This window comes from Oceanobacillus aidingensis, assembly GCF_042654105.1.
GTDB classification, from domain to species: Bacteria; Bacillota; Bacilli; order Bacillales; family Amphibacillaceae; genus Oceanobacillus; species Oceanobacillus oncorhynchi.
In genome coordinates this window covers 36,004-58,865 of the sequence record NZ_JBHSFT010000014.1, presented here as the reverse complement: position 1 = coordinate 58,865, position 22,862 = coordinate 36,004, and the positions used below count along the sequence as shown (strand labels likewise).

General features: G+C 39.3%; 23 protein-coding genes. 5 read left to right on the top strand and 18 right to left on the bottom strand.

The genetic code is table 11. The features are described 5' to 3' along the window. Positions 1 to 50: 50 nt before the first annotated feature. The 4 genes from ACFO3P_RS09785 to ACFO3P_RS09770 form a co-directional block, all read right to left on the bottom strand. Complete coding sequence (locus ACFO3P_RS09785; protein ID WP_379542380.1) at positions 51 to 410, bottom strand: Lin0512 family protein; 360 nt, start codon at positions 408 to 410, stop codon at positions 51 to 53. 517 nt (positions 411 to 927) lie between these two features. Then, complete coding sequence (locus tag ACFO3P_RS09780; RefSeq protein ID WP_289585193.1) at positions 928 to 1,542, bottom strand: arginase family protein; 615 nt, start codon at positions 1,540 to 1,542, stop codon at positions 928 to 930. Positions 1,543 to 2,210: 668 nt separating this feature from the next. After that, complete coding sequence (gene sda, locus ACFO3P_RS09775; RefSeq protein ID WP_042532737.1) at positions 2,211 to 2,390, bottom strand: sporulation histidine kinase inhibitor Sda; 180 nt, start codon at positions 2,388 to 2,390, stop codon at positions 2,211 to 2,213. A 240-nt stretch (positions 2,391 to 2,630) separates the two neighbouring features. Then, positions 2,631 to 5,822, bottom strand: coding sequence for an efflux RND transporter permease subunit (locus ACFO3P_RS09770; RefSeq protein ID WP_246529042.1), 3,192 nt, complete (start codon positions 5,820 to 5,822; stop codon positions 2,631 to 2,633). Between the two features lie 139 nt (positions 5,823 to 5,961). Between ACFO3P_RS09770 and ACFO3P_RS09765 the strand changes: the two genes are divergently transcribed. Next, positions 5,962 to 6,576 carry a TetR/AcrR family transcriptional regulator gene (locus tag ACFO3P_RS09765; protein WP_052485005.1) on the top strand — a complete coding sequence of 205 codons (615 nt, stop codon included), beginning with the start codon at positions 5,962 to 5,964 and terminating at the stop codon, positions 6,574 to 6,576. Positions 6,577 to 6,698: 122 nt separating this feature from the next. On the opposite strand, the gene ACFO3P_RS09760 is transcribed toward ACFO3P_RS09765, so the two are convergent. Together ACFO3P_RS09760 and ACFO3P_RS09755 are read right to left on the bottom strand one after the other, a co-directional pair. Beyond that, entirely contained in the window at positions 6,699 to 6,830 is a 132-nt protein-coding gene (locus ACFO3P_RS09760) for a hypothetical protein (protein WP_256705961.1), read from the bottom strand. Beyond that, positions 6,823 to 8,706: a heavy metal translocating P-type ATPase gene (locus tag ACFO3P_RS09755; RefSeq protein ID WP_212929316.1), complete on the bottom strand. Its 1,884-nt coding sequence runs from the start codon at positions 8,704 to 8,706 to the stop codon at positions 6,823 to 6,825. Before ACFO3P_RS09755 ends, ACFO3P_RS09760 begins: the two co-directional genes overlap by 8 nt. Positions 8,707 to 8,929: 223 nt before the next feature. Between ACFO3P_RS09755 and ACFO3P_RS09750 the strand changes: the two genes are divergently transcribed. Continuing rightward, positions 8,930 to 9,121: a DUF6366 family protein gene (locus ACFO3P_RS09750; protein ID WP_042532734.1), complete on the top strand. Its 192-nt coding sequence runs from the start codon at positions 8,930 to 8,932 to the stop codon at positions 9,119 to 9,121. A 588-nt stretch (positions 9,122 to 9,709) separates the two neighbouring features. Here the strand turns inward: ACFO3P_RS09750 and ACFO3P_RS09745 are convergent. The 7 genes from ACFO3P_RS09745 to ACFO3P_RS09715 form a co-directional block, all read right to left on the bottom strand. Then, a complete protein-coding gene (locus ACFO3P_RS09745) occupies positions 9,710 to 10,258 on the bottom strand; it encodes a DUF2812 domain-containing protein (RefSeq protein WP_052485004.1) in 549 nt (182 codons plus the stop codon). Continuing rightward, complete coding sequence (locus tag ACFO3P_RS09740) at positions 10,242 to 10,583, bottom strand: PadR family transcriptional regulator (protein ID WP_042532730.1); 342 nt, start codon at positions 10,581 to 10,583, stop codon at positions 10,242 to 10,244. The genes ACFO3P_RS09745 and ACFO3P_RS09740 overlap by 17 nt, the downstream gene beginning before the upstream one ends. A 194-nt stretch (positions 10,584 to 10,777) precedes the next feature. Then, entirely contained in the window at positions 10,778 to 11,431 is a 654-nt protein-coding gene (locus ACFO3P_RS09735) for a hypothetical protein (RefSeq protein WP_042532727.1), read from the bottom strand. Positions 11,432 to 11,673: 242 nt separating this feature from the next. Next, positions 11,674 to 12,390 (bottom strand): FAD-dependent oxidoreductase, encoded by a 717-nt coding sequence (locus ACFO3P_RS09730; protein ID WP_193063174.1) that lies wholly within the window; start codon positions 12,388 to 12,390, stop codon positions 11,674 to 11,676. Positions 12,391 to 12,539: 149 nt separating this feature from the next. Next, a complete protein-coding gene (locus ACFO3P_RS09725; protein ID WP_042532726.1) occupies positions 12,540 to 13,481 on the bottom strand; it encodes an LCP family protein in 942 nt (313 codons plus the stop codon). A gap of 24 nt (positions 13,482 to 13,505) precedes the next feature. Next, on the bottom strand, positions 13,506 to 14,135 hold the full coding sequence (locus tag ACFO3P_RS09720; RefSeq protein ID WP_042532724.1) for a DUF1232 domain-containing protein: 630 nt from the start codon (positions 14,133 to 14,135) through the stop codon (positions 13,506 to 13,508). 275 nt (positions 14,136 to 14,410) lie between these two features. Continuing rightward, complete coding sequence (locus tag ACFO3P_RS09715) at positions 14,411 to 14,872, bottom strand: GNAT family N-acetyltransferase (RefSeq protein ID WP_256705958.1); 462 nt, start codon at positions 14,870 to 14,872, stop codon at positions 14,411 to 14,413. A 180-nt stretch (positions 14,873 to 15,052) separates the two neighbouring features. Between ACFO3P_RS09715 and ACFO3P_RS09710 the strand changes: the two genes are divergently transcribed. The 3 genes from ACFO3P_RS09710 (at position 15,053) to ACFO3P_RS09700 (ending at position 17,565) form a co-directional block, all read left to right on the top strand. Then, a complete protein-coding gene (locus ACFO3P_RS09710) occupies positions 15,053 to 15,565 on the top strand; it encodes a cupin domain-containing protein (protein WP_256705957.1) in 513 nt (170 codons plus the stop codon). 354 nt (positions 15,566 to 15,919) lie between these two features. Then, a complete protein-coding gene (locus ACFO3P_RS09705) occupies positions 15,920 to 16,384 on the top strand; it encodes a hypothetical protein (protein ID WP_256705956.1) in 465 nt (154 codons plus the stop codon). Positions 16,385 to 16,404: 20 nt separating this feature from the next. Then, the gene (locus ACFO3P_RS09700; RefSeq protein ID WP_042532718.1) at positions 16,405 to 17,565 is read left to right on the top strand and encodes a DUF418 domain-containing protein; all 1,161 of its coding nucleotides are present in this window, start codon (positions 16,405 to 16,407) and stop codon (positions 17,563 to 17,565) included. A gap of 185 nt (positions 17,566 to 17,750) precedes the next feature. Here ACFO3P_RS09700 and ACFO3P_RS09695 read toward each other — a convergent pair whose 3' ends face one another. From ACFO3P_RS09695 to ACFO3P_RS09675, 5 genes are all read right to left on the bottom strand, one after another. Then, positions 17,751 to 19,724, bottom strand: coding sequence for a TRAP transporter permease (locus ACFO3P_RS09695; protein ID WP_042536086.1), 1,974 nt, complete (start codon positions 19,722 to 19,724; stop codon positions 17,751 to 17,753). Between the two features lie 35 nt (positions 19,725 to 19,759). Next, entirely contained in the window at positions 19,760 to 20,269 is a 510-nt protein-coding gene (locus tag ACFO3P_RS09690; RefSeq protein WP_052485003.1) for a DUF1850 domain-containing protein, read from the bottom strand. Continuing rightward, positions 20,223 to 21,197, bottom strand: coding sequence for a TAXI family TRAP transporter solute-binding subunit (locus ACFO3P_RS09685; RefSeq protein WP_042532716.1), 975 nt, complete (start codon positions 21,195 to 21,197; stop codon positions 20,223 to 20,225). The genes ACFO3P_RS09690 and ACFO3P_RS09685 overlap by 47 nt, the downstream gene beginning before the upstream one ends. 121 nt (positions 21,198 to 21,318) lie before the next feature. Continuing rightward, positions 21,319 to 21,906: a hypothetical protein gene (locus tag ACFO3P_RS09680; RefSeq protein WP_256705954.1), complete on the bottom strand. Its 588-nt coding sequence runs from the start codon at positions 21,904 to 21,906 to the stop codon at positions 21,319 to 21,321. A 108-nt stretch (positions 21,907 to 22,014) separates the two neighbouring features. Then, positions 22,015 to 22,857 carry a helix-turn-helix transcriptional regulator gene (locus ACFO3P_RS09675; protein WP_289585194.1) on the bottom strand — a complete coding sequence of 281 codons (843 nt, stop codon included), beginning with the start codon at positions 22,855 to 22,857 and terminating at the stop codon, positions 22,015 to 22,017. Positions 22,858 to 22,862: the final 5 nt, after the last annotated feature.

Genomic DNA, 22,862 nt, shown 5'->3' with positions numbered 1-22,862 from the left:
CGGTTGAAAAAGGGAAGGATCCGGCGCCGGTTCCTTCCCTTCTGTCTTAATTAATACCCTACTTCCACAACGGCATTGACAATATACATCAGGTCATTTTTATCCTTTTGCTCACTTAGATAGATACCATTTGTCGAGGCCAAGCCTCCTTCCAGTTTTTCCACCGACACATCGCCATATGGCATTAGCTTTTTGATTCTTTCCTCATCCAAGTCCTCCAGATCTCTGGGGATGCCTAATTTCACATTTACCTTCATATTATTTAAATCCTGATTAGGAAGAGCGTCCTGAATACCTGGCATTGAATTAGATTGTATCGCATTGTTAATGGCACGCTCTGAAGCTTGGTTCACGTCCTGTCCATGGAGATTTACTCCTGTACCTGTCTGAATGAATATCTTTTTTTCCATGTTGTTCTCTCATTCTTGATTTTTTTCAAATTCGGTATAACACATGAATACCCTTTTGCTATGCATACCTGATTTTGAATGATAATTACTTTCATTTTTCCCACCGCTTATGCTCAACCACCGTTTTTAATCCAGATAATAGAATATGTCCAACCGTTCTGGAATAAACGAACCAGATCTCTATGCTGTTTTTATTACCAATTCCGCTGTAATTCCATAAGCAGCAAAGTTCGCTGCGACTTCATTAATTACATTTTAGATAAGTGGCTCTTATTCCTACATTTTCCCGATAAAATTTGTGATAAAACACTCCTTTTATAGTTATTCCAAATATAAAATCTTTTAAGAATTGCTTTTATCGCAGTATAACTGGCTGCAAGACTTCCACTTCTAAATAGAGAAAACAGGAAAATCAATCGCGGATGGCTGGAATTTAGATTTCAATCAAGCAAATTTGAACGTAGATAGCTCAAAACAAATCAATGATTTATAGCGGTATAATATTAGTGTAATGAAATTAATCATCAAAAATCGAGATTTCAGAAAGTGCTTTTCTAAGATTAATAGCATCCCAAGGCAGATGTTCAGCAATCCCAAGTCCTACAATTTCAGCTTTTCCTGAAACATCGTTCAGTACACGGACCACTTCAGCAAGCTTCATTTTTCCCACTGCAGCAGGAAAATCTTCTTCATCCGTATATGGTTCTGCCGGATAAACGGAACGGAAATTTTTTGGAGACAAGACATCCAGATCAAAGTGAACAGCTAAATATTCGATTTTGTTTTCCTTTATCCAATCTATGATTAGCTGGCTATTCTCTTTTAGCTCATCCGGACCGGCAAAGCGTACATTTAATTCCTTTACTAGTTTATCTCTATCACGTAAATTCTTTTCTATTAATCCTGCATACATCATATGACTTGTAGAAATTGGATTTTTCACTTTGGTAACAGATTGATCCGCACCTTTTCCAAGCAAATTCGCTGCAACCATCTCATGCCCATTTGACGAACCATTTGTTGTTGCAATATCAGGATGTGCATCCAACCATAAAATCCCTAGCTTATCTCCATATTTTCCACTCAAATAATCAAATGGTACTTGGTCCATGGAGCAGCCCCCGCCAAAAATAATGACTTTATCCGGCTATTGTTCTTTCAGGATATCAGCTGTCTTTTCCATTTGTTGAGATATTGCTTTGCCACCTGCTATTCCTTTTTCCTAAATTCCTACACTGTTAAACATGACGTCAAATATAACATTCCTTTCTTTAAATATGATTCCATCTATTACGTTATTTCTATAACAGATCTATGTTGCTCTACAACAGAGCGGAGAATTTAATTTGAATTTATTATAGTATACGTATTACTAAAAAAGATTCTAAAGGAAGTCAGTTAAAAATAAATAAGTAATAATTTGCCTCCTTCTATTATTCCATTCAAAATAATGAACTATATATTCCATAAAAGTAATTTATTACTAGTTATTGATGTACTTCTCTATTAATAACAAAAAATTCCCTTGCAAAATTCATTTCATAACCCTCCCAAACTATTTCCCGGGAAATTTCCAACAATTTTCATTACGTTATTCTTTTGTCTCAATGAATATTTCATCTCTAAAAATATTAAAATTCGACAACGATTACTAAGTATATCTATTAACAAAAAAAGAAGGCAGCGCTGCGTACCATTCAGTACCAACGCTGCTCTTTCCAGCCTGAAATTCAGACTGGGGGATTCTACTTCCGGTTTCAGCAATTACCGATTAAAGGACAATAGAACCTCTTGCCGTTATTACCATTCAAAAGTGTTCGTCATGTCCATCGCTTTTCTGGTGCCTTTTTTGCTCCTTTCTGCCCGTTGGCTGATTTCATCTCTTAATGTTGCACAAAAATTCTGTTCCAGCTTTAATTTTACTGCATTTCTCAAGGACTCCTGCAAGAGCTCGTCTGACAAATGCCTAAGACTGTTCATGAATATCCCTCCCACATTAGCATTTTTGAACCTTTCGATTTTCAACAGCCGGAAGTAGAATCTATCTAAAATATTACAAAGTAAGACAGAAAGGGCAAAATAATTCGACAATAACCGCCAGGTAGGATAATATTTTTAGGTCTCTTTTGAACATCCTAAAAAAGAAAATCCAAACCTATTCTTAGCTTGAATAAGTTTGGATTACTCTTTAAACATTATTTTATTCTATTACATTGGTTACTATTTTTGTTCTGAACCTGTGTTTTCCTCTGGAGAATCATCTGCTTCTTGTTCACTCTGCTCATAAGAAGCAGCAGCTTCCTGTTCCTTTCTCTCATCAACTTGACGCTGCGTGATGATTTCTCCATCCGGCGTCATATATTTCTTGTTCATCTTCCTTGTTTCCGGATCAATAAAGCTGTAGATAATCGGAATGATAAACAAGGTTAAGAACGTACTTGCAGTCAGGCCGCCGATAACAACAATCCCCATTGGTGCAATTCCTTCCATGCCTTCACCGATTTCCAGCGTTAGCGGAAGCATACCCAGAATCGTTGTAACAGCTGTAATGAGAATCGGTCTGAATCGGTCTTGAACGCTGATTTCAATCGCTTCATAAGCAGACATTCCTTTTTCCTTCTGCTGCTGGATATAATCGACAATCAAGATTGCATTGTTCACAACAATTCCGATAAGCAGAATAATACCTACCATTGCTATGACACTCAGCGGATTATTGGTAATTAACAGAGACAAAGCAACCCCAATAAATGCTAATGGAATTGTCATAATAACAGCAAATGGTGCTTTAAATGATTCAAACTGAGCAACCATGACAAGGTAGATAAATACGATTCCAAGTGCAATTGCAAGGATTAATTGCGGAATGGCATCATTGAGCATTTCCATATCGCCGCCCATAGAATGCTCTGTATCTTCATGCAGGTCAAGGTCTGTAATAACGTCATCAATCAGCTGACTTGCTTCATTTAAAGAAAGGCTGTCGCTGAACGAAACCGTTAATTCCCTTGTATCTGTCATCTCATCTCTATTTATAAGCGTAGGCGATTCAGCCTCTTCTAACGATGCAATATCGCCTAAATCGATATACTCTCCTTCATCATTTGGGATAGAGATATTCTCAAATGCCTCTTCACTTTCTAAGACATCTGCAGGATATTTCACATTGATTGTGGTGTAGCCGCCGGATTCTTCTATTGTAGAAGCTTCGACACCATTGGTTGCCTCATATAGAGCCTCTCCTACCTGTGCCGGCTGAAAACCATTTTCACGCGCTTCTGCTTTATCCACAACTACTTGCAATTCTTCCACTGTCCCTGAATTGCTGGATGTCACACTGTTAATATCCGCTTCGTCCTCCAATTCATTGATGATGTCTGTTTCTGCTTCATCCAGACGTTCTTCATCATTATCGGAAACATTCAGTACAACTGTATTTGGTTCCCCGGCGCCAGCCTGTGACATCGGGATAACATTGATTTCTGCGGATGCATCTGTATCTTGAATATCATCTTCCACTTCATTGATAAATTCAGAAGTGGTCATATTTCGGTTACTTGCATCTGTTAATTGCACGCTTATGGTTGCTGTATTGCTTTCATCTGCAAAAGACATCATACCGGATGAACCAGCTGTACTTAGATAAGCGTCCACTTCCTCATGATTATCCAGTTCTGCTTCAATATCTTCTACAGTTGCCAGGGTGTCTTCCAGTAAGGTTCCCTGTTCTTTTTCCACCTCTATGGTTAAAAACCCTTCATCTTGCTCTGGCATAAACTCCATTCCCTGCACAGCCAAACCAAAGGCACCAGCAAGGAACAGAATAACAGCTGCAAACAGTACAGAGGCTCTGTGCCGCAACGACCATGCAGTAGCCTTTCTCAATCGTTTCATATATCCTTTTTGCTTCCGCTTCGTTTCATCCATATTTTTCGGTACCGTCAAAATACGGCTTGCCAGCATCGGTACTACCGTGACCGCTACAAATAGGGAAGCCAGCAGACTGAATACAACCGTAATTGCTAATGGCGTAAATAACTGCCCTACCAGACCAGTAACAAACACGACTGGTAAAAATACAGAAGCTGTCGTTAATGTAGAAGCAAGGATTGCTGTAACCACTTCCCTGGTTCCTTCTCTTGCTGCTTGTTTCGGATTTTTACCCATCGACAGATGTCTATAGATATTCTCAATAACAACAATTGAGTTATCGAGCAGCATCCCAATTCCAAGTGCTAAACCACCCAATGTCATCATGTTAATGCTGATATTTGTGAAAAACAGCAAAGCAAAGGTAGTGATGACGGAAAATGGAATCGATAATCCAATAATCAATGGAGCTTTCAGATTTCGTATAAATGCAAACAGCACAAACATTGCTAATACCGCACCGCTGATCAAGGAAACATAGATACTGTCGATTGCCATATCTATATACTCGCCTTCGTCATAAAGTGTACTGACAGAAAGCTGTTCATATTCCTCGTCATCAAGCAAAGCATCCAATTCTTCATTAAATTCTGCGTTTACAGAAGATGCATTCGCCCCGTCAGCTAACATCATTTCAAGCTGAACAGCATCTTCCTCGTTAAAGCGGGTAATGACGCCGCCATTATCTTCGGAAATAGAAATATCTGCCACGTCATTCAATGTTACCTCTTCATCAGGCATGTCGAGCAAAACGAGTTCCCGCAGTTCATCCAATCCATCCAATTCATTCATGGTACGAGTAGAAATGTTATAACCCTGCTCTGTATCTTCAATTGTATTAATAGGCATCGAAATATTATTCGCTTCAATCATTCCGGCAATATCCGATTGAGAGAGATTATAGTCACTTAGTGCTTCTGTATCTAATTCAACAGCTACTTCCCTTTCCATTAAACCATTAATATTAATTGATGCGACTCCTTGAATCGATTCCAGTTCATTTGCCAAATCATTGACCTGATTTTCAAATTCTGCTGTGTCTCCATTCGTAGACGTCGCTGCCATTTGTATGCTCGGCATCATGGAAATATCAAATTCGATAAAACTTGGCTCTTCCGCCTGTTCCGGCAGATTCGTAGAGGATATTGTACGAGTTATTTCATTCTCCACCTCATCTATCGTCATATCATAATCAAATTCCAAAATAACGAGTGAGGAAGCTTCCTGTGATTGTGAGGAAATATTTTGTAACCCTGTAACGGTAGAAAGATCCTCTTCCAGAGGTTCTGTAACGCTGTCTAAGACTTCCTCAGGCCCTGCTCCAGGGTAGCTTGTTGCGACAACTGCAACAGGCGGTTCAATCTCTGGCATCATTTGAATTGGGAGCCTGGTTAGCGATACGCCGCCCAGAATTAAAAGGACCAACATCACAACTATCGTGAATTTTGGTCTCTTGATAGAAAAGTTCGATAAATTCTTCACTTGCAAAATTCCTCCTATTAAATTTTTTGTTGTCTATTCAAAATTTCAACAACATGTTGTATTATTTATTGTAAGGAGATACGTATCATTAAACAATGAACAATTAGGGTCCATTTGTTGAAAAAAGGAGGGATTCATGATGGGTGTCAAAGAACAGACAAAATTTAATTTGCAGGAAGCATTTTGGGATATTTATAAAGAGAAACCTATCAATAAAATTTCGATTAAGGAAATAACAGACCGCGCAGGATATAACAGAGGAACCTTTTATAATTATTATACGGACGTATACGATATACTGAATGAAATCAAACAAGGCCTTGTACCATCAGAAGAATTAATCTCAGCTGTTTTACAGTGGTTTCAAGACCATGATCTGGGCAGTATTACAAAGGAAGAGAAAGAACGAGCCCGCTTTGAAGTAGAACAATCCTATGACGACGAATTGAACGAAAAAATGAATGAACGGATTATGGTGCTGCTTGGACCAAATGGAGATCCAGATTATTTATACGAATATAAAAAAGAAGCTCGAACGAAAGTAATGGAGCAAGTAAAAGATTTAAATGAAAAAGATCAAATCAAATTGGAATATATCATTGAATTTTTGCTTTCAGGAATCATTCATACGTGGATGCTTTGGAATGAAAATAACATGAATATATCCAAAGAGGAAGTAGATGGGATGTTTGACGAAATCTCGGAAATTGGATTTGAGAAGGTGCTCAGCGATATATTTAATAATAAAAAGTAACGCAGGATAAAATAATGAATGAAGGCTGAACAGGATATGAAGCGTAAAGCCGCTGCAGCATAGAAAAGAAGCTTTCCCTTCTGAAATAAGACAGGAAAAGCTTCTATACGGTTAATTCCGCATTATTGTTTTGCTTTATCAAAGAACATCAACTCTTCATCAATCGGCTCTCTTGATTGTATATGAGATGATGGTGAATCAGAGCTATCTTCATTTGGCATGTGAACGACGGTATCCGCTGACTTTTTATTCACCCTTTAACATCCGCAGCCCATTAAGAATAACAAGAATCGTACTTCCCTCATGCCCAATCACACCCAGGGGCATATTGATAATCTGCAGAAAATTGCTGGCAATCAGAATAGCTATGACAGCAAGAGAAAAAATAATATTCTGTTTTACAATGGCATTCATTTTTTTCGAAATCCGAATCGCGTTAACCATTTTTGCTAAATTATTTTTCATCAGCACAACGTTTGCTGTCTCCAAAGCAATATCGCTTCCTGCGCCCATCGCCACACCAATGTTAGCTGTCGCCAGGGCCGGCGCATCATTTACACCGTCGCCAATCATTGCTGTCTGCTGGTTGTGCGCTCTCAGCTGCTTTAAATAATTTACCTTATCCTCCGGCAAGCAATTGGCATGGAATTCTGTAATTCCAGCTTCCTGAGCAATGCTTGCTGCAGTTGCTTGATTATCACCTGTCAGCATAATCGTTCTTAAACCAAGCTTATTCAGCTCTTGTATTGCTTCAACAGCATCTTGCCGGAGAGTATCCTTCAGCAAAAATACAGCAATAATCTCCGCATCTTTTCGCACAAATATATTGGTCGTCGCTTGTTCTTGTGGAGTAAAGACTTGCAGGAACTGATCTGCGTCCTGCTTTCCAACCAATTCTGCATTACCAATCCACCAAGACACTCCATCCAATTCAGCTGACAGCCCTTTTCCGTTATGGTGCTTGACAGCTGCAGATAACTCTCTTAGACCTCCCCGGGATACGCTCGCCCATTGTTTCATAGCCTGAGCCAGCGGATGAATGGATTCACTTTCCATCGTATAAATAACATTTGCCAAGGATTCGCTATTCTCTCCTTGCTTTATAAAATAATCAACGACGGCAGGTTCTCCTTTGGTCAACGTCCCTGTCTTATCAAAAGCAACCGCATCTAATTTAGCTAAAGCTTCTACATACACACCACCTTTGAACAGAATCCCCTGACGCGCCCCATTGGAAATTGCGGATAAAGTCGCCGGCATAATCGAAGCAACTAACGCACATGGCGAAGCGACAACCAATAGAATCATGGCGCGGTAGATGGTATCAGTCCAGGACCAGCCAAATAAAAAATGTGGAAGAAACATCATCACAGCAACAGTAACCAATACAACGTTGACATATACCCCTTCAAATTTCTCAATAAATTGCTGAGAGGGAGATCGTTCTTCATGCGCATCTTGAACCAGCTCGATAATTTTTTGAAACATGGTCTCTGTCGGTAACGTATTTATTTCAATTTGCAGACTGCTGCCAAGATTAACTGTGCCAGCATAGGCCTCATCGCTTACTGTTTTAGTAATAGGAATCGATTCTCCGGATAATGCACTCTCATCTACGGTTGTATCTCCTTTGACAATAATTCCATCTGCCGGGATTCTCTCCCCTGATTTTACAGTAATGCAATCACCCGGTTTTAATTCACTAATGCTTATTATCTCACCATTTAGCAGGGTAGCAGTTTCCGGCTGCAGCTTCATCAGGCTTTTCAATTCATTCTTATTTTTATTTTCCGTATAGCTTTCCAAAGCACCGGATAAAGAAAAGATGAAAATCAAGATAGCTCCTTCTGCCCAGTAGCCGATGGAAGCTGCTCCAATAGCTGCAATAATCATCAGCAGCTCTACATTTAATTTTTTGGTTTTATATGTCTCTGTGATTCCTTCCTTCGCTTTTGCAAAACCGCCAATTAAAAAAGCAGCAATCAATAAAGTAATCCATAAGGCGTGACTAATATGGCCGGATAATATCCAGGCAGTCAAAATAAGTATTCCGCTTATTGCTGCGGCAATGATTTCTCCATGTATTTTGAGATACAATAAGAAAGTACCACTGCTATTTGTTCCCGTCATTTTACACTCCCCCTTTTAACACCATACAAATCTCTGATATTGATTATCATTTTCATTTATTTATAATTAATGTTAGATTATAATTATTATAAATAGTATATCATACTTTTCATTGGATTGTTTGTAGAAATGGTGACAATTTTTATTTAGGATATGCTATAGTCACAGGTAAGAGACTTATTTCAATGGTTAGAGGAAATATTATCAAAGGTGGGGTTCGTTTATGCGTAATGACAAAGAAACTCCCGAAGAAACCAGAGAAAGACTCCGGCAAGAGGAATTTAAAAAATCATCAAGCAGTATTCATGGTGGAGGCTTGTCCGATTTAGTTGGCGGGTTAGGATGGAAAGGTACAGGTATTTTAATTCTGCTTCTAATTATTGCCGGTGTTATTGTATTACTATTTGTAAAGTAGACAGCGGATTTAAGTTGCATGGCTTTAGAAGATAGTTGTTATTATTTATAACTCAACTTTCGCACCTAAGAATAAGCAAATATATTTTGCTATTTCAGGGTGAACATGTTCTCCATTACCATGCTTGCATTTTGGTGAAATATCCGGCCTTTTTGGAATTGGTGATGGTGCTTAGCTCCGCTCCGGCCAACCACGCCGCTTTCCGACGTACAAATGTTTTCGATGGGGTGAGTAATCGCAACCCCATCGAAAACATTTGTTGCAACGTCTGCACTAGTACGTCCTGTACGTCGGAAAGCAATATGGTCCGCCTCAGCGGTGCTTTACACTTCACCTTTTATTCTTTGTCAAGGGGTTATCGAAGGAACGATCACCCCCCCTGTTTCTATAGAAATGAAGTTACTTTTTAATGTGCGGAAGTTGAGTTTATAATTTCCAGCGATTTAAGTTATAAGCGTTTAAAAAAGTGCCTAAGTCAAACTCTCAGGCACTTTTTATAAGAACATAAAGTCATTGATTTATCACTTTTTCCTACTAATAAAAAGACAATAATCCCTGACAAATAGGCGGTTTAAATCAATCCTATTTTTATTCTCTAAATTGTCGCTCTTCTGCCAGTTCTTTTTTTCGTTTATTTATTTGGATCAATCCATATAAGAACAAGCATAGAATTAAAACGAATATAACCGTTGTAATCATTGATAAAATATAAGGAGTAGAATTATTTATCATCAACACAGTTGAAAAAATTAAAATCGTTATAATCGAAATAAATCCAGCAAGAAGACGCTGAAACATCCTCTTTAAGTGTACAATCCTTGAATCCAAATCAGAAAAGATATTAAATTCTCCTAGTTCAGCGTTTTTACGAAAATAAATCCAGTTAGAAAACTCTCCAATTTTCTCCGCTCCGGTTTCTTCCATAAAATCAATGTAATCTTTGCGTTCTTTTTTCGTTAATTTTGGATCGAGTAATTCCAATCGATAAATGTATTTATTGGGAGTGCTTTTTATAAAACGATAATTGGGTACACTTACTTTTACCAACTCCCAACCATCTGAAGCCATTTCGTTTAACCATTGCTCTTCTTCGGCAAATTTCCAGACAGTGAAAAGCTTTTTAACTTTTTTCTCCATTGTCCTTTTCCTCCATTTCTACTATTTTCTTTCCGTTATTAATCAGCTCTTGCAGTCTTAACAGTTCCATCTCCACCATTTTCTTCCCTTGGGCGGTAATGAGATACTCTTTTTTTCGATTATTAACATTTTTAGGAAGAGCCTCAATCCAGCCCTTGTCTAACAGGTTATTCAAAGCACCATATAGCGTACCCGCTGCGAGAGTCACTCTTCCCGCTGACATCATTTCTACTTTTTGCATAATCCCGTAACCATGAAGCGGCTTATATAGAGAAAGCAGCGTGTAATAAACCGCTTCTGTTAAAGCTATCTGCTCATTCTGCATCTTATTATCTCCTCATCTTTTTATATTTGTTCACGTTATATCGACTGACGATATAATTTAGTATATCGTAACCCGATATAACTGTCAACGATATAAAAAACCTCGTTTGAAAGGTTCATCAATGCGACAAACCTTCCAAACGAGGTTTTTCAATTCCAAACATATTATTTTTTGAGAAGTTGTATAAAAACACCTTAGAATTTCCCAGCTCGATTGGACTGCTTCTCATTCAAATCGCGATAGAACCGCTCCTTACGAGAAGGGTAGCGTCCATTCCCCCGGCGTTCTCTGGATTTTTTCATTTGTGCCTGGATATACATCATCAGTGGCAGAACACCAAGTGCATATCTCCCATAACGCCCCACTTCAAAATCTGGTAAAACCGACTCAACCACAACAGGAAATACAGTAAATACCAAACCAATCATAGCAACTAAAATAATTTCAGCATGGAACCTTCTGCTGACACGCGTAACCTTCCGCCCCATCGCCAAAATAAACGAAATAATATATACAGCCACCAGGCAAAAGCCAGCATAAAGCATCGTAAAAAATGCTGCGTCTCTCGCATTATCACCAATCAAAAAGTTTATCGGCTCTCCTTGGTATAAGATTCCCTCTTCGCTTCCATTAAACGTAAAGAACACGATCACCATATAGCCGACCATAAAGAACATAAAGAAAGTTAGACCTAAAATAACAATACTCCACAGAATCAGAAAAAGTCTGCGAATAAAACGAAAGATAAGGCCGGAACCAGGTATTTTGCTAAAAACATAAACAATAAGTAAAAGGATCAAAAAGCCGCCAACTACAAATAGCGTAGAAAGAATTTCATCTGTAATCATCATCTGCTCCTTCATTTTTCTCATAGAGAGAAGTTGCTATTATCATATACAGACTTCGCGTTAGCTGGCAATAGGTTTTTCTAATCAATTCATCATCGTTATAATAAGCCCAGCCTTCCTTCATTTATCCTATCGTTACTTTGGAAATCACATGAAACACCCCTGAAAACAGATTAAAAATCTAATTTCAGGGGTGTTTTCTCTTTATTATTTCAAAGAAATTCATTCTAGAATATAACCTTTTAGTACCCTGCAAACTCCTCAGACCGGATATTATCTTCATTGACACCGGCATCTACAAGCATTTTCTGCATGGCTTCTACCATATCGCCGGGTCCGGATAAATAATATATCGGCTTATTAATATCGGAAACATACCGCTTAAGCAGCTCGGCATCGATATGCCCTCTTTCTCCGCTCCATTCATCCGCATCCGACCTTGTCATGACTGGGACAAAGGTGAAATGACGATTTCTTTTTTCCATATCTTCAAAATCAGATAAAAACGGTGCATCCTCCGGTGTTTTATTCGAATACAGCAATGTAAGGTCATGGTCTGTTTTCTGATTGGTAGCCTCTGCGATCATGCTTCGAATCGGGGTGATACCGATACCGCCAATGAGAAATACTGCCGGCGTTGATTCCGTTTTATGCAAGGTAAAGCTTCCGTTTGCTCCGTCAAATTCGACTTCACTGCCTTCGGGAAGGTCTTTTAATTCTCGTTTAAAAGCGGAATCTCTCAGCCGGGTTGTTGTAACTAATTCTTTTTCACTCGGTGCATAAACGAATGACAATGCTCTTTCCGTTCCTTTCTCATCTATCTCGCTTGGATTAATCAATTTAATATGGGTCAGCTGACCTGCTTTAAATTCAAATCCATCTGGCATTTCCCAATGAAAAGCCATTGTATCTTTTGCAACCAATTCTTTTTTCTTTAATTTGATTCTGCTGTTTGCCATTTCTATTCGCTCCTTTGTATAGAGTAATTCACTTACTCAGAAAGTTGCTGATTGTAAGTTATCATATGGACATATAGTAATTTTACCCTTATTTCTCTATTTACAAACAGGCTGGCGAATATAAGCTTAGAAATCAGTAGTACAAATTTTTATTCCCTATCTGCTGATAAAAATTCTTCAAGAGCTTGTTTATTTTGTTCTGCATCGATTTCTAACACAGCTCCAACGTCGGTCCGGACGTTTTGATAGGAATTATCTACAGGAATTCTTAATGTTTCCATCGGGTGTTCACTGCCGCTAATCAGTCCTTTTCCTATTGTAAGAATGGTTTTACTATCTACATTCGTATCAATGTATGGATCAGCAACGCCTAAAAGCTTTGGCAATTTCATCAGACCGTGGATACTTACCGCTTCATCTTTCAGCTTGCCTATTATTTCCTGCTGCCGCTGCACTCTTCCGTAGTCTCCATCTGCATCCTTCCGAAAGCGCACATAGCCAAGCAGTTCGTCTCCATGTAAGACTTGTCGCCCTGGTTCAAGTGTCATTCCGATATCCTCTGACATTTGATGCGGGATATCCACTTCAATACCATCAGGAGCGATAATATCTGCGATTTTGGAAAAGCCTTCGAAATCGACCACTGCATAATAGTGTAAATCGATATCAAAAGTTTGCTTCAGCGTTTGTCTGAGCAGTTCGGGACCATCAAATGCAAATGCAGCATTAATCTTCTGCATGCCATATCCAGGTATCTCTACGTATGTATCACGCATAATGGAAGCTAGTTTTATATCATGGGTTTCCTGATTATAGTTGGCAATCATAATTGTATCCGAGAGCCCGCGCTCTTCTCCACGGGTATCACTGCCTATCATTAAAACATTTATTTCTCCAAATTGCGGTTCTGATCCTTCAAATGGAATAAAGGTTGTACCATCGTCCTTGTATTGACCTTCACTTGCTTCGGATAATCCTTGATAATATTGCGTAATGATATAGGCTCCTGCCGCAATGATGCAGACGAAAACAAGTAACAGAACACGCCGTATCCATTTCCGCTTTCCAGATTTTCTTTCACGTCTTTTCATATTGAATGCTCCTTGTATATTCTTTTAGTTAGAAAGTTTTTTTAAAGCAATTTGTACTGCGATAGCATCATCCATATATCCAATAGGGAAAATATAATCAGGAACTACATCGAACGGTGTAATAAAATATAATAATACACCTCCCATGACAGCTAAAGTAAAGGGATCCCTCTTATATTGTGCAAATTGTGCATAAAAATCCTTGAGTTGATTAATAAATGGACCAATGCTGCCTACTTCATCAAGCTTTTTCTTAAACTGATTATGAATAATTTGTTTTCCTTCCTCTGTTTGGGCATTTTGTTCATACCTGTCTAATTGCTGCTCAACGGCAGTTGTACTTAAATGATTATTGTAAAGATCCGATGCCTTTAGTATTTGCTGAATTTCTTCTATGGATGTATGCATATCTGAAATCTCACGCGCTTCATCAGCGTGTATGGAATAACCGGCAGCGTGCAGAAGTTCTATAAGCGGTATATCAAAACAAGAAGCAAACTTTTTTAAGTGCTGGATGTTTGCTTTTCGTTTTCCATTGATAATACGTGAAATGGTCCCTTTATCAATACCGGTCTGCTCACTGCATTTTCTTACCGTCATTGATTTAGCATGTAATAGCATTTTTAATTTATTACCAAAATTATCTGCAGACATATATGCTATCCCTTCATTTATAGTGATGTTTGATGGTTAGCGTCACTTGAGTTAAGACAATTACAAAAGTATCAGTGACGGCTGTATCGTTTAAAATATCGCCAGTCAGATAAGCTAATAATCTATTAAACAATATATCCAAACGTTGACAAAATGTCAACAACCAAATAAACACTACAGCCCTTTAAACTTCGGGAAGATATTTATGCCGTCGATAAAAAATAAGGTGCAATCCTTGTTATAACAGAATTGCACCTTATTTTACTCTGTGTTGATTACTTTTCCATTTTAAAAATTAATTTCATTCCTTCATGGCTTGCAGAAAAACCTAATCTTTCGTAAAAACGATGCGCATCATTGCGCTGTTTATCTGTTGTCAGCTGCACTAGCCCGCATTTTTCCGCTTTTGCGATAGCAATCGCTTCTTTAAACAAAGCTTCCCCTACCCTTTTTCCGCGATACTTCTTATCCACCCGCACGCCCTCAATTTGCGCCCGCTTCATCCCTAATCTTGCTAATCCAGGAATAATGGTCAATTGAATACAGCCGATAACCTCCTCTTCTTCCAAAGCTAAAATAACCTGATTTCCGATTTGAGCCTCCATTGCATCAAAAGCTTGATCATATTCCTCAGGCAAAGGATCTTCATACCTTTCACGTCCGGAACCTAATCCATCGTCAGCTAATAAGCGGACGATGGCAGGTAAGTCTTCTTTTTGAGCTTTTCGAAAATGCATTTGACTGTCTCCTTTCATGCAGCAGCTTCCTCATTTTAATTTGTAATACCCTTCCACCAAGCTTGTTCTTCTTTTCCATGTATCTATTATTATAGAAGAAATTATTTTACATTCACATGTTTTATTTCTTCGTTGCAGGGAAAGAAAGCAACAAAAGCTTTTTGAAGGAGGGGAAGAAGCATGAAACATCCGGAAGATGTGGAGATAAAATTCTTGCAATTCAAAGATGACGGCTCAATTCCAAACAATCCGACCTATCCGCTGCTTTTATACAGAGATGTAATAACTTCAACGGACGATGTAAAAGCAATTTTAACAAAAAATAACTGGCTGGGCGCATGGCGTGGAGGTGTTGCTTCTTTTCATCATTATCATAGTAATACACATGAAGTTCTTGCCGTAGTCAGCGGATCCGCTCAGCTTCAGCTTGGCGGGAAACAGGGAGAACAGATACAGGTTGAACAAGGCGATACAGCCATTCTTCCAGCCGGGGTTGGTCACAAACTGCTGGAAGGCAGTACAGATTTTGCTGTAATTGGCGCCTATCCGAATGGGAAAAGTTATGATTTTTGTTATGGAAAGGCTGAAGAGCGCCCCGAAAACTTGGCGAATATCAAGAACGTTCCATTACCTGATACCGATCCATTGTTTGGCGAACGTGGTCTCCTGTTTTCATATTGGGCGGATGAATAAAGCAGATGCTTCATCGTGTTTTAAAAAGCATTCTACGAATAAAATACAGAATATTTCCCTCACAAAGAAACCATGTTGATGACAGCCTTATCAAATGGTTTCTTTTTGTTAATGAAAAGATGATAACCAATACAAAATATAAAGCCAGCAACCTCTCTTCTACATACGCTTAAATTGACCTGCCTATTCCCTGAAATCCATCCTGCTGCCTCTTGAAGGCAGGATTTTTTGTCAGCTAATAGATTGATAGCTTACTTGACAAAGAAAGTCCTAAATGATAAATTTTGATTAAACAACCAAAAATATAATCAATCAACCAAATTACATGTTGATTACTTAATAAAGGAGTTTAAAATGGACAATAAAACTGATGAATTTCATCATCTCCCCCGCTGGTTCCAGCGTATCATACCGTTGCTAAGTATTATTTTATCGATACTTTCATTTTCCTATGTGATGCACCTTTACAGTTTAGAATCCTTGGTATTCGCCCAATGGATTCGTTTCATTATCTTTTCTCTTATAAGTGTGGTATTTATACTGGCTGCTATTATTTATTTTTTTAATGGAGCATTGGCTTGGAATTGGTTTATTGGCGGTTTTGGTCTGCTGCCAATCTTGCTTTTACTGCAGCTTATTATATTTCTGCTGACGATAGTCAGAACAGCTGTCGATGCAATCTTTCAAGGAAGCCTTCCTGAACCGGTCCGCACGTTTATTGACAATTATCCAAGCAAATTTGATGTTGTTATATTAGCTGTGCTTTTTATAGCTGGAGTGATATGGATGATTAATAAGCTAAGGAATAAAAAAGGCTGAAGAAATGAGGAGGAGGATTCATGGCTGATTTAGAAACAACTCAAACAAAGCGTGCACTTTCTTTGGATCTTGCACGAGGCTTCATGCTTTTTCTGATAATCCTTTCACATATCCCATTGTTTTTATATACCATCGAACCAGGCGTCATCACCAAAGTTTCCGGCAGTACAGCATTCGATCATTTCTTAAATTTTCTAATGGAAATCACCGTGGATAATCGGGCACGTCCATTATTTGCTATCCTGTTCGGCTATGGTCTCGTCATGATTTACCGTAAGCAATCAGAAAGAAAAGGTACAGCAGAAGCAAAGCGATTGATTAAGAGACGCTGCTGGTATTTGATATTATTTGGCGCTATCCTCGCCGGGGTTGCAGGCGGTCAGGATATCTTGATGACCTATGGTATTGCAGGTCTTTTGTTAGTCTCCTGCTTGAAAAAGGATAACAAAAAGATTAAAAAATATGTGCTTATCTCTACGGTTATCTGTATCATATACATTCCATTGTTTTGGGGTGGTGTCCTGACAGAAAACCAGTCGTACGGATTACCGGTAGAGCTAACTGGTCAGGAAACATATGCAGGTACGATACTGGAGCGTCTGGTTTCTATCCCGATTATTCCATTATTTACGCATATTACCTTCCCTGTTATCCCTTCCGTCCTAATTGGAATGTGGCTGGGGAATATAAATATATTAATTAAACCGCAGCATCATCTTAAGCTGTTAAAACAATTAAGCGTCATCGGGGTTACCATTTCACTTGCCGGCGCCATCCCGCTTGTGCTGATTAACGATGTTTGGTTTCCAAGTCTTTTCACCGCCGGGATTGTATATGGCATCCATATTCTCACTGGTTTTGCCGGCGGCTTAAGTTATGCAGCACTGTTTGGATGGTTAGGAGCCCGCATGAAACAGCGCGGCGGCCTCGTAAAAGCAATTGCTGCAATGGGCAAACGTTCCTTAACATTTTTCGTGCTGCACGAGGTTTTAATAGTGATCCTGTTGTCCCCCATTGCTTTTAATCTAGGGGCATCCTTAACTGTCACCACGTCGTTATTGATCGGTACCGTGATGTGGATGGTTACGCTGTCGATTGCGTATTGGATGGAACGTCGTCAAATAGCCGGGCCTTTAGAAAATTATCTGCGGTATTTAATTTATAATAAGCAGCGATCTTAAAGAAGAAGGCTGGAGAGGTTTCTGCTCCAGCCTTCTTCTTTCTTTGGCAGTTAAGTAAGTATAAACTTTCTTACTGCATAAGTGTAACTATGGTTGTCACCTAAAGGCTTGGTGCCAACCAAGTTTTCTAATATTCCACAAGCAGCAAGAACTGCATCACGACTCCTTCTAATCTTATTTGTTCCTTAAGAAACAGCTGCCGGCGTTTCTTTTTTACTCTTAATATAGTTTAAAACAAAAATCAAAATAATAATGGGGTATCCAATGATATCCGTCATGAACTCTGGTACGATCAAAAGCAACGAACTAATCCCAAGCACCAGCCTGGTTAAGACATTTAGATTCGTATGAATAAATCCTTCAACGGCAGCGCTGATAGCTACTACTGCTATGGCAGAGCTTACAGCAACCATTATAATTTGAGGGATCGCTGCAAAAGGAAACTCTGTGGCATTCGCAGGCAAGCCCGATGGATCAATCAAAAGCATGGCCGGTTCATAAACAAATATGAATGGGACGATGAATCCCGCTATGGCTAACCTCAGCGATATAAAGCCTGTTTTCATCGGGCTCCCGCCTGCCAGACCGGATGCCGCAAAAGAAGCCAACGCAACGGGCGGCGTGATGTTGGCAAAGATACCAAAATAGAATACAAACAAATGTGCAATAAGAACCGGAATACCGAACTCCGCCAAAGCAGGCGCAGCCATGGTAGCCGTAATAATATAGGCTGGAATGGACGGCAGACCCATCCCTAAAACAATCGACGCAAGCATCGTCAGGAGTAACGTGAACATCAATGAACCGGCACCAAGACTCGTTATAGCCGAAGATAATGTGGCCCCAAAACCAGTTAAGTTAACTACTCCGATAACGATGCCGACGACCCCGCAGGCAACGATTGTCGATAACGCTTGTCTGGTCCCGGTTTCCAATGCCTGCAGAATATCTTTGAAATGCATTCTTGTATGTTTTCTAAACCAGGATACAACAACGGTAATCATGATGGTGTAAAAGGCCGCATAAGAAACAGGCACATTAGCAAATAGCATCATAATCAAACTGATGAGCGGTATCAATAAATGCCAGCCTTCCTTCAACACCTTCTTTACCTGAGGAAGATCCGCTTTCGGCAAGCCTCTTAGATTTGCACGTCCGGCGCGGTAATGAACCTGCATGATACTGCTTAAAAAAAATAAAAATGCGGGGATAATTGCGGAAAGAGCGATTGTTCCATATGATATTCCTGTGGTTTCTGCCATAATAAATGCGCTCGCTCCCATAATAGGAGGTAAAATTTGGCCGCCGATCGAGGAGCTGGCTTCTACAGCACCTGCGAAATTTTTATCATAGCCTATTCGTTTCATTAAAGGAATTGTAAAGGCACCAGTGCTTACAACGTTTCCAACGGCTGAGCCGTTGACTGATCCCATAAAAGCACTTGAAATAACAGCTACCTTTGCCGGTCCGCCCTGCTTATGACCAGCAAGTGCCAGAGCCAAATCATTAAAAAATTTCCCCATTCCGGATTTCGCTAAAAAAGCGCCAAACAAAATGAATAAGAAAATGAATTGCACAGACGCACCGATTGCCGTAGAAAATAGCCCTTCAGTTTTTGTGTATAATTGCCCGAAAATATCCGCTAAATCAAAAGGCCTTGTTAATAGCATTCTCGGCAGCCAATCCTGATGGCTAAAGAAAGGGTAGGCTAGAAATAGCAGAGCCAATATAGGTAAAACCCAGCCGGTAACCCGTCGTGCAGCTTCAAACACTAAAACAACTGTCAGTATCGCCATCAAAATATCGGCAGTGTTCGCAACGCCGCCGCGTACCGTTACAATATCCTGATAGACGGTAAACAAATAAATACAGGAAGCGATTGTTAATCCAAAAAGCATCCAATCGTAAAAAGGAATTTTCCTGCGGTCTTGGGCTTTAAATGTTGGGTAAAGCAGAAAGACCATTCCTAAGCCAAACATTAAATGAAAATTACGCTGCAGGAGCGTGGGGAGCGGGTTAAATGTAATATACAAATGAAATATTGCATAGCTGATCGCCAGAATGCTGAAAAACCAGACAATCGACTTATTGTTCCATTTCCGTACATTGGATTCCAAATCATATTTTTCGAGTACCTTCTTTACCTTGTCCTGTGACATCTCAGAATCTGCGGCAGCGTGCAGCTTATCATTTTTCAAAAATAATCACCCCTTATGTATTCCCAGACAGGTAATTTTCGTGTTGTAATCATGACATTTTCATATTGGTCAAAATGGTGGTATAAAGGTATTTCACGATCGCCAATAAACAGCGTAGTTTGTACAAATTCAGAAATAGTTACATTTAAATCCTCATAATCTATATCAAGCTCCATTTGAATAAATCCATTTTCTGTCATTGTTTTCTTGGCTTGAAAGGGAGTTCCGGCACCAAATGTTTTAAAAAACGTATCGCTTAAAATGATTTTCTCATCTTTCCTCTGATATCTTTCAAACCATTCCTCTTTTTCAATCGAATGAATCCATCCTAAAACAAACGCTTCCTCTTTGATAAAAAAAGAAGTATCCTCTCCCGCTACTTCGATGACAGGAATACGATAGAAAAGAGGAAAAAGGAGCAAGATAAGCAACGAGCTCCCTATCCAAATTCTTTTTTTCTTATTGCTCATTAAAATATTTTTCAGCTCCCGGGTGTAACGGCGCAATAAGCCCCTCCTGAGCATTTTCTATTGAAATATCCTCTGCTGCTTGATGGGAATTACTTAAGGTATCCAGGCTTTCAAAGAATGTTTTCGTTAATTTATACACATCCTCCTCGCTAAAATCACTGCGCACAACCAGCGCATTGGGTACAGCTGCAGTTGGAACAGCCTCCTCGTTACCATACGTGCCAGCCGGAATTTCAAAGTCTATAAAGTAGGGATGTTCCTCTGCGATTTCTGTAATATTATCTGCATCGATGGTTACTAAATTAATATCCGTCGTTTCCGATAATTCTAATAAAGAAGCATTAGGCAAACCGCTTGTTAAAAAAGCCGCATCAATCCGCCCTGAAGATAAGCCATCCGCTGCCTCAGCATAGCCAAGGTAATCTGCCTGCAAATCGTCATAAGAAATGTCGTGTCCCTCCAATAACGCACGGGCATTCAGTTCTACTCCCGATCCCTGATCACCGACAGCAACGCGTTTTCCAGCTAAATCTTCTATTGTTTCAATCCCAGCATCTGCCCTGGCAACAATCTGAACCACATTCGGATATAAATTCGCAATCTGGGAAATACCCTCTAAGGGTTCTGAGAAGCTCGCTTCCCCATTTAACGCCTGACTCAACGCATCACTCATCACAAAAGCCATTTCCACTTTTTCCTCTGCCATCAGGTTTAAATTCTCAGCCGATGCTCCAGTTGTCTGTGTTCTTGAGTTTACATCGTACGTATTCGTGTAAATATCCGCTAAGGTAGTCGCTATAATATTGTAAGGACCAGACGCTCCGCCTGTAGCAATCGTTACGATATTGCTGTCCAAGCTCTCGCTCTCACTTTCTTCATCATCTCCATTGCTTCCACAAGCCGCAAGCAGCAGCCCAGCTAGTACAATAAATGAGATTAATAACCCCAGCTTCTTATGTTTCATCATTTTCTCCCCCTTTTCCCCTGCTCTCTTACATTTATAATCCTCCCATTTTTAAAATAGAACTTTTCTCAGGTATATTGACTATTTATTTTTGTCATGTAAAAACAAAGACGGCTCTCTATCAAGAGGAAGCCGCCTTTGTTGATTTATGAATGTTTTTTTGTCTATTTTTATTGAATTCATATTTCATGCTAAAAAATGTTAATGCTGCATTCACAAGTATATTCAAAAGTACTAACAAGATCGGTAAGTCGATATTTGGTGCAAAAATGGTATGAGCCAATGTAATAATCACTCCACTAAGAATGAAATAAGAACTGACCCCAAACACTTGAAAAATGAAGTTTTTACTCTTAACGGTATATATCCCCAAAGGAATCAATAAAACAATACTTAGATAAGAGCTTATCGCCAGCCAGCTCACTGCCTCAATGGAATGATTCGCGAGCAAGGAAGGCCATATATTTAGCAGCGTTTTTAATCCAAATATATAGAAGCTCATATAAAATAACAGCCCTGCTATGTTCAGAAAAATACGTTCCATCAGTAGATACCAAAAGCTATGTCTCTCATGTTTGGTTTCATATATAAGTTCATAAATAACCCCCAATAATAATCCTCCTGCTATGACATATAATTGCACCATTGGCAGGTTCCCTTTAAACATTTCGAGAAAGAATTTGGCAACCTCTATGAGCTCACCCAACATTGGATTCACCTCCCGCTTTTGTTATAGCTAAGCAGCCTCCCTTGATATATTGAGATTCCGTTTGCTTACTAACTCTTATACGAAAGCTAAATGAAATCAGCGCTTCCATTATATTTCTTCTTCAAATGATAAATTTACTGGTTCGTCCTGCAGTTCACCCTGTATCTCCAGATTTGTTGTGGGCGTATTTTCATCTACTTCTTCAAATGTAAATTGATCTGACCATACCGTTCCCTGACCGGCTAAATTGATGCCAAACGAAATAACCGCACTTTTTTCCGGTACATCTAACACAATCGAATAACGATTCCAGTTTGTCGTCCCTTTAATAGGGCGATTACTCATATTATCAAATTGAACGACATCCTCCGTCGTGTCATCTACCCACATCCCAGCGTAGGTTTCTACATCTTTCGTGCAGATAAAACTCGACAGCCGAATGCGTTTTCCCGTAAAACGGTCTGCCTTAAATGCCTGCATCATCGTGGCAAAATGCGTTGAATCCAGTACGGTTTTGGATGTTAAATAACCAGAAGCTTTGCCTTGGTGAACAATTTCATGATCCACACCCATTTCATAACTAAACGGATCTGACCCGCTCAAAAACCAGCCCTTTATTTTTGTTTCCATGTACGATTCCTCCTTGTTTTTTATCACATCAGACATCAGCCTGCGATATTGGCCAGGGGGCAGCTTATATATTTTTTTAAAAGCTCTTGTAAAGGATTCTTGTGATTCAAATTGATAGTAAAATGCAATATCCAAAATTCGTTCCTTTGAGTAGAGTAAAGCAGCAGAGGCATTTGCCAGCCTGCGCATCCGAATATACTCCGTAATCGTCATACCTGCCGATTTTTGAAATATACGGTGGAAGTGGAATTTCGAAAAATTGGATTGCCGCGCGATGTCTTCTATTGTAAGCGGCTCGTGCAGATGCTCCTCGATATACATAATGG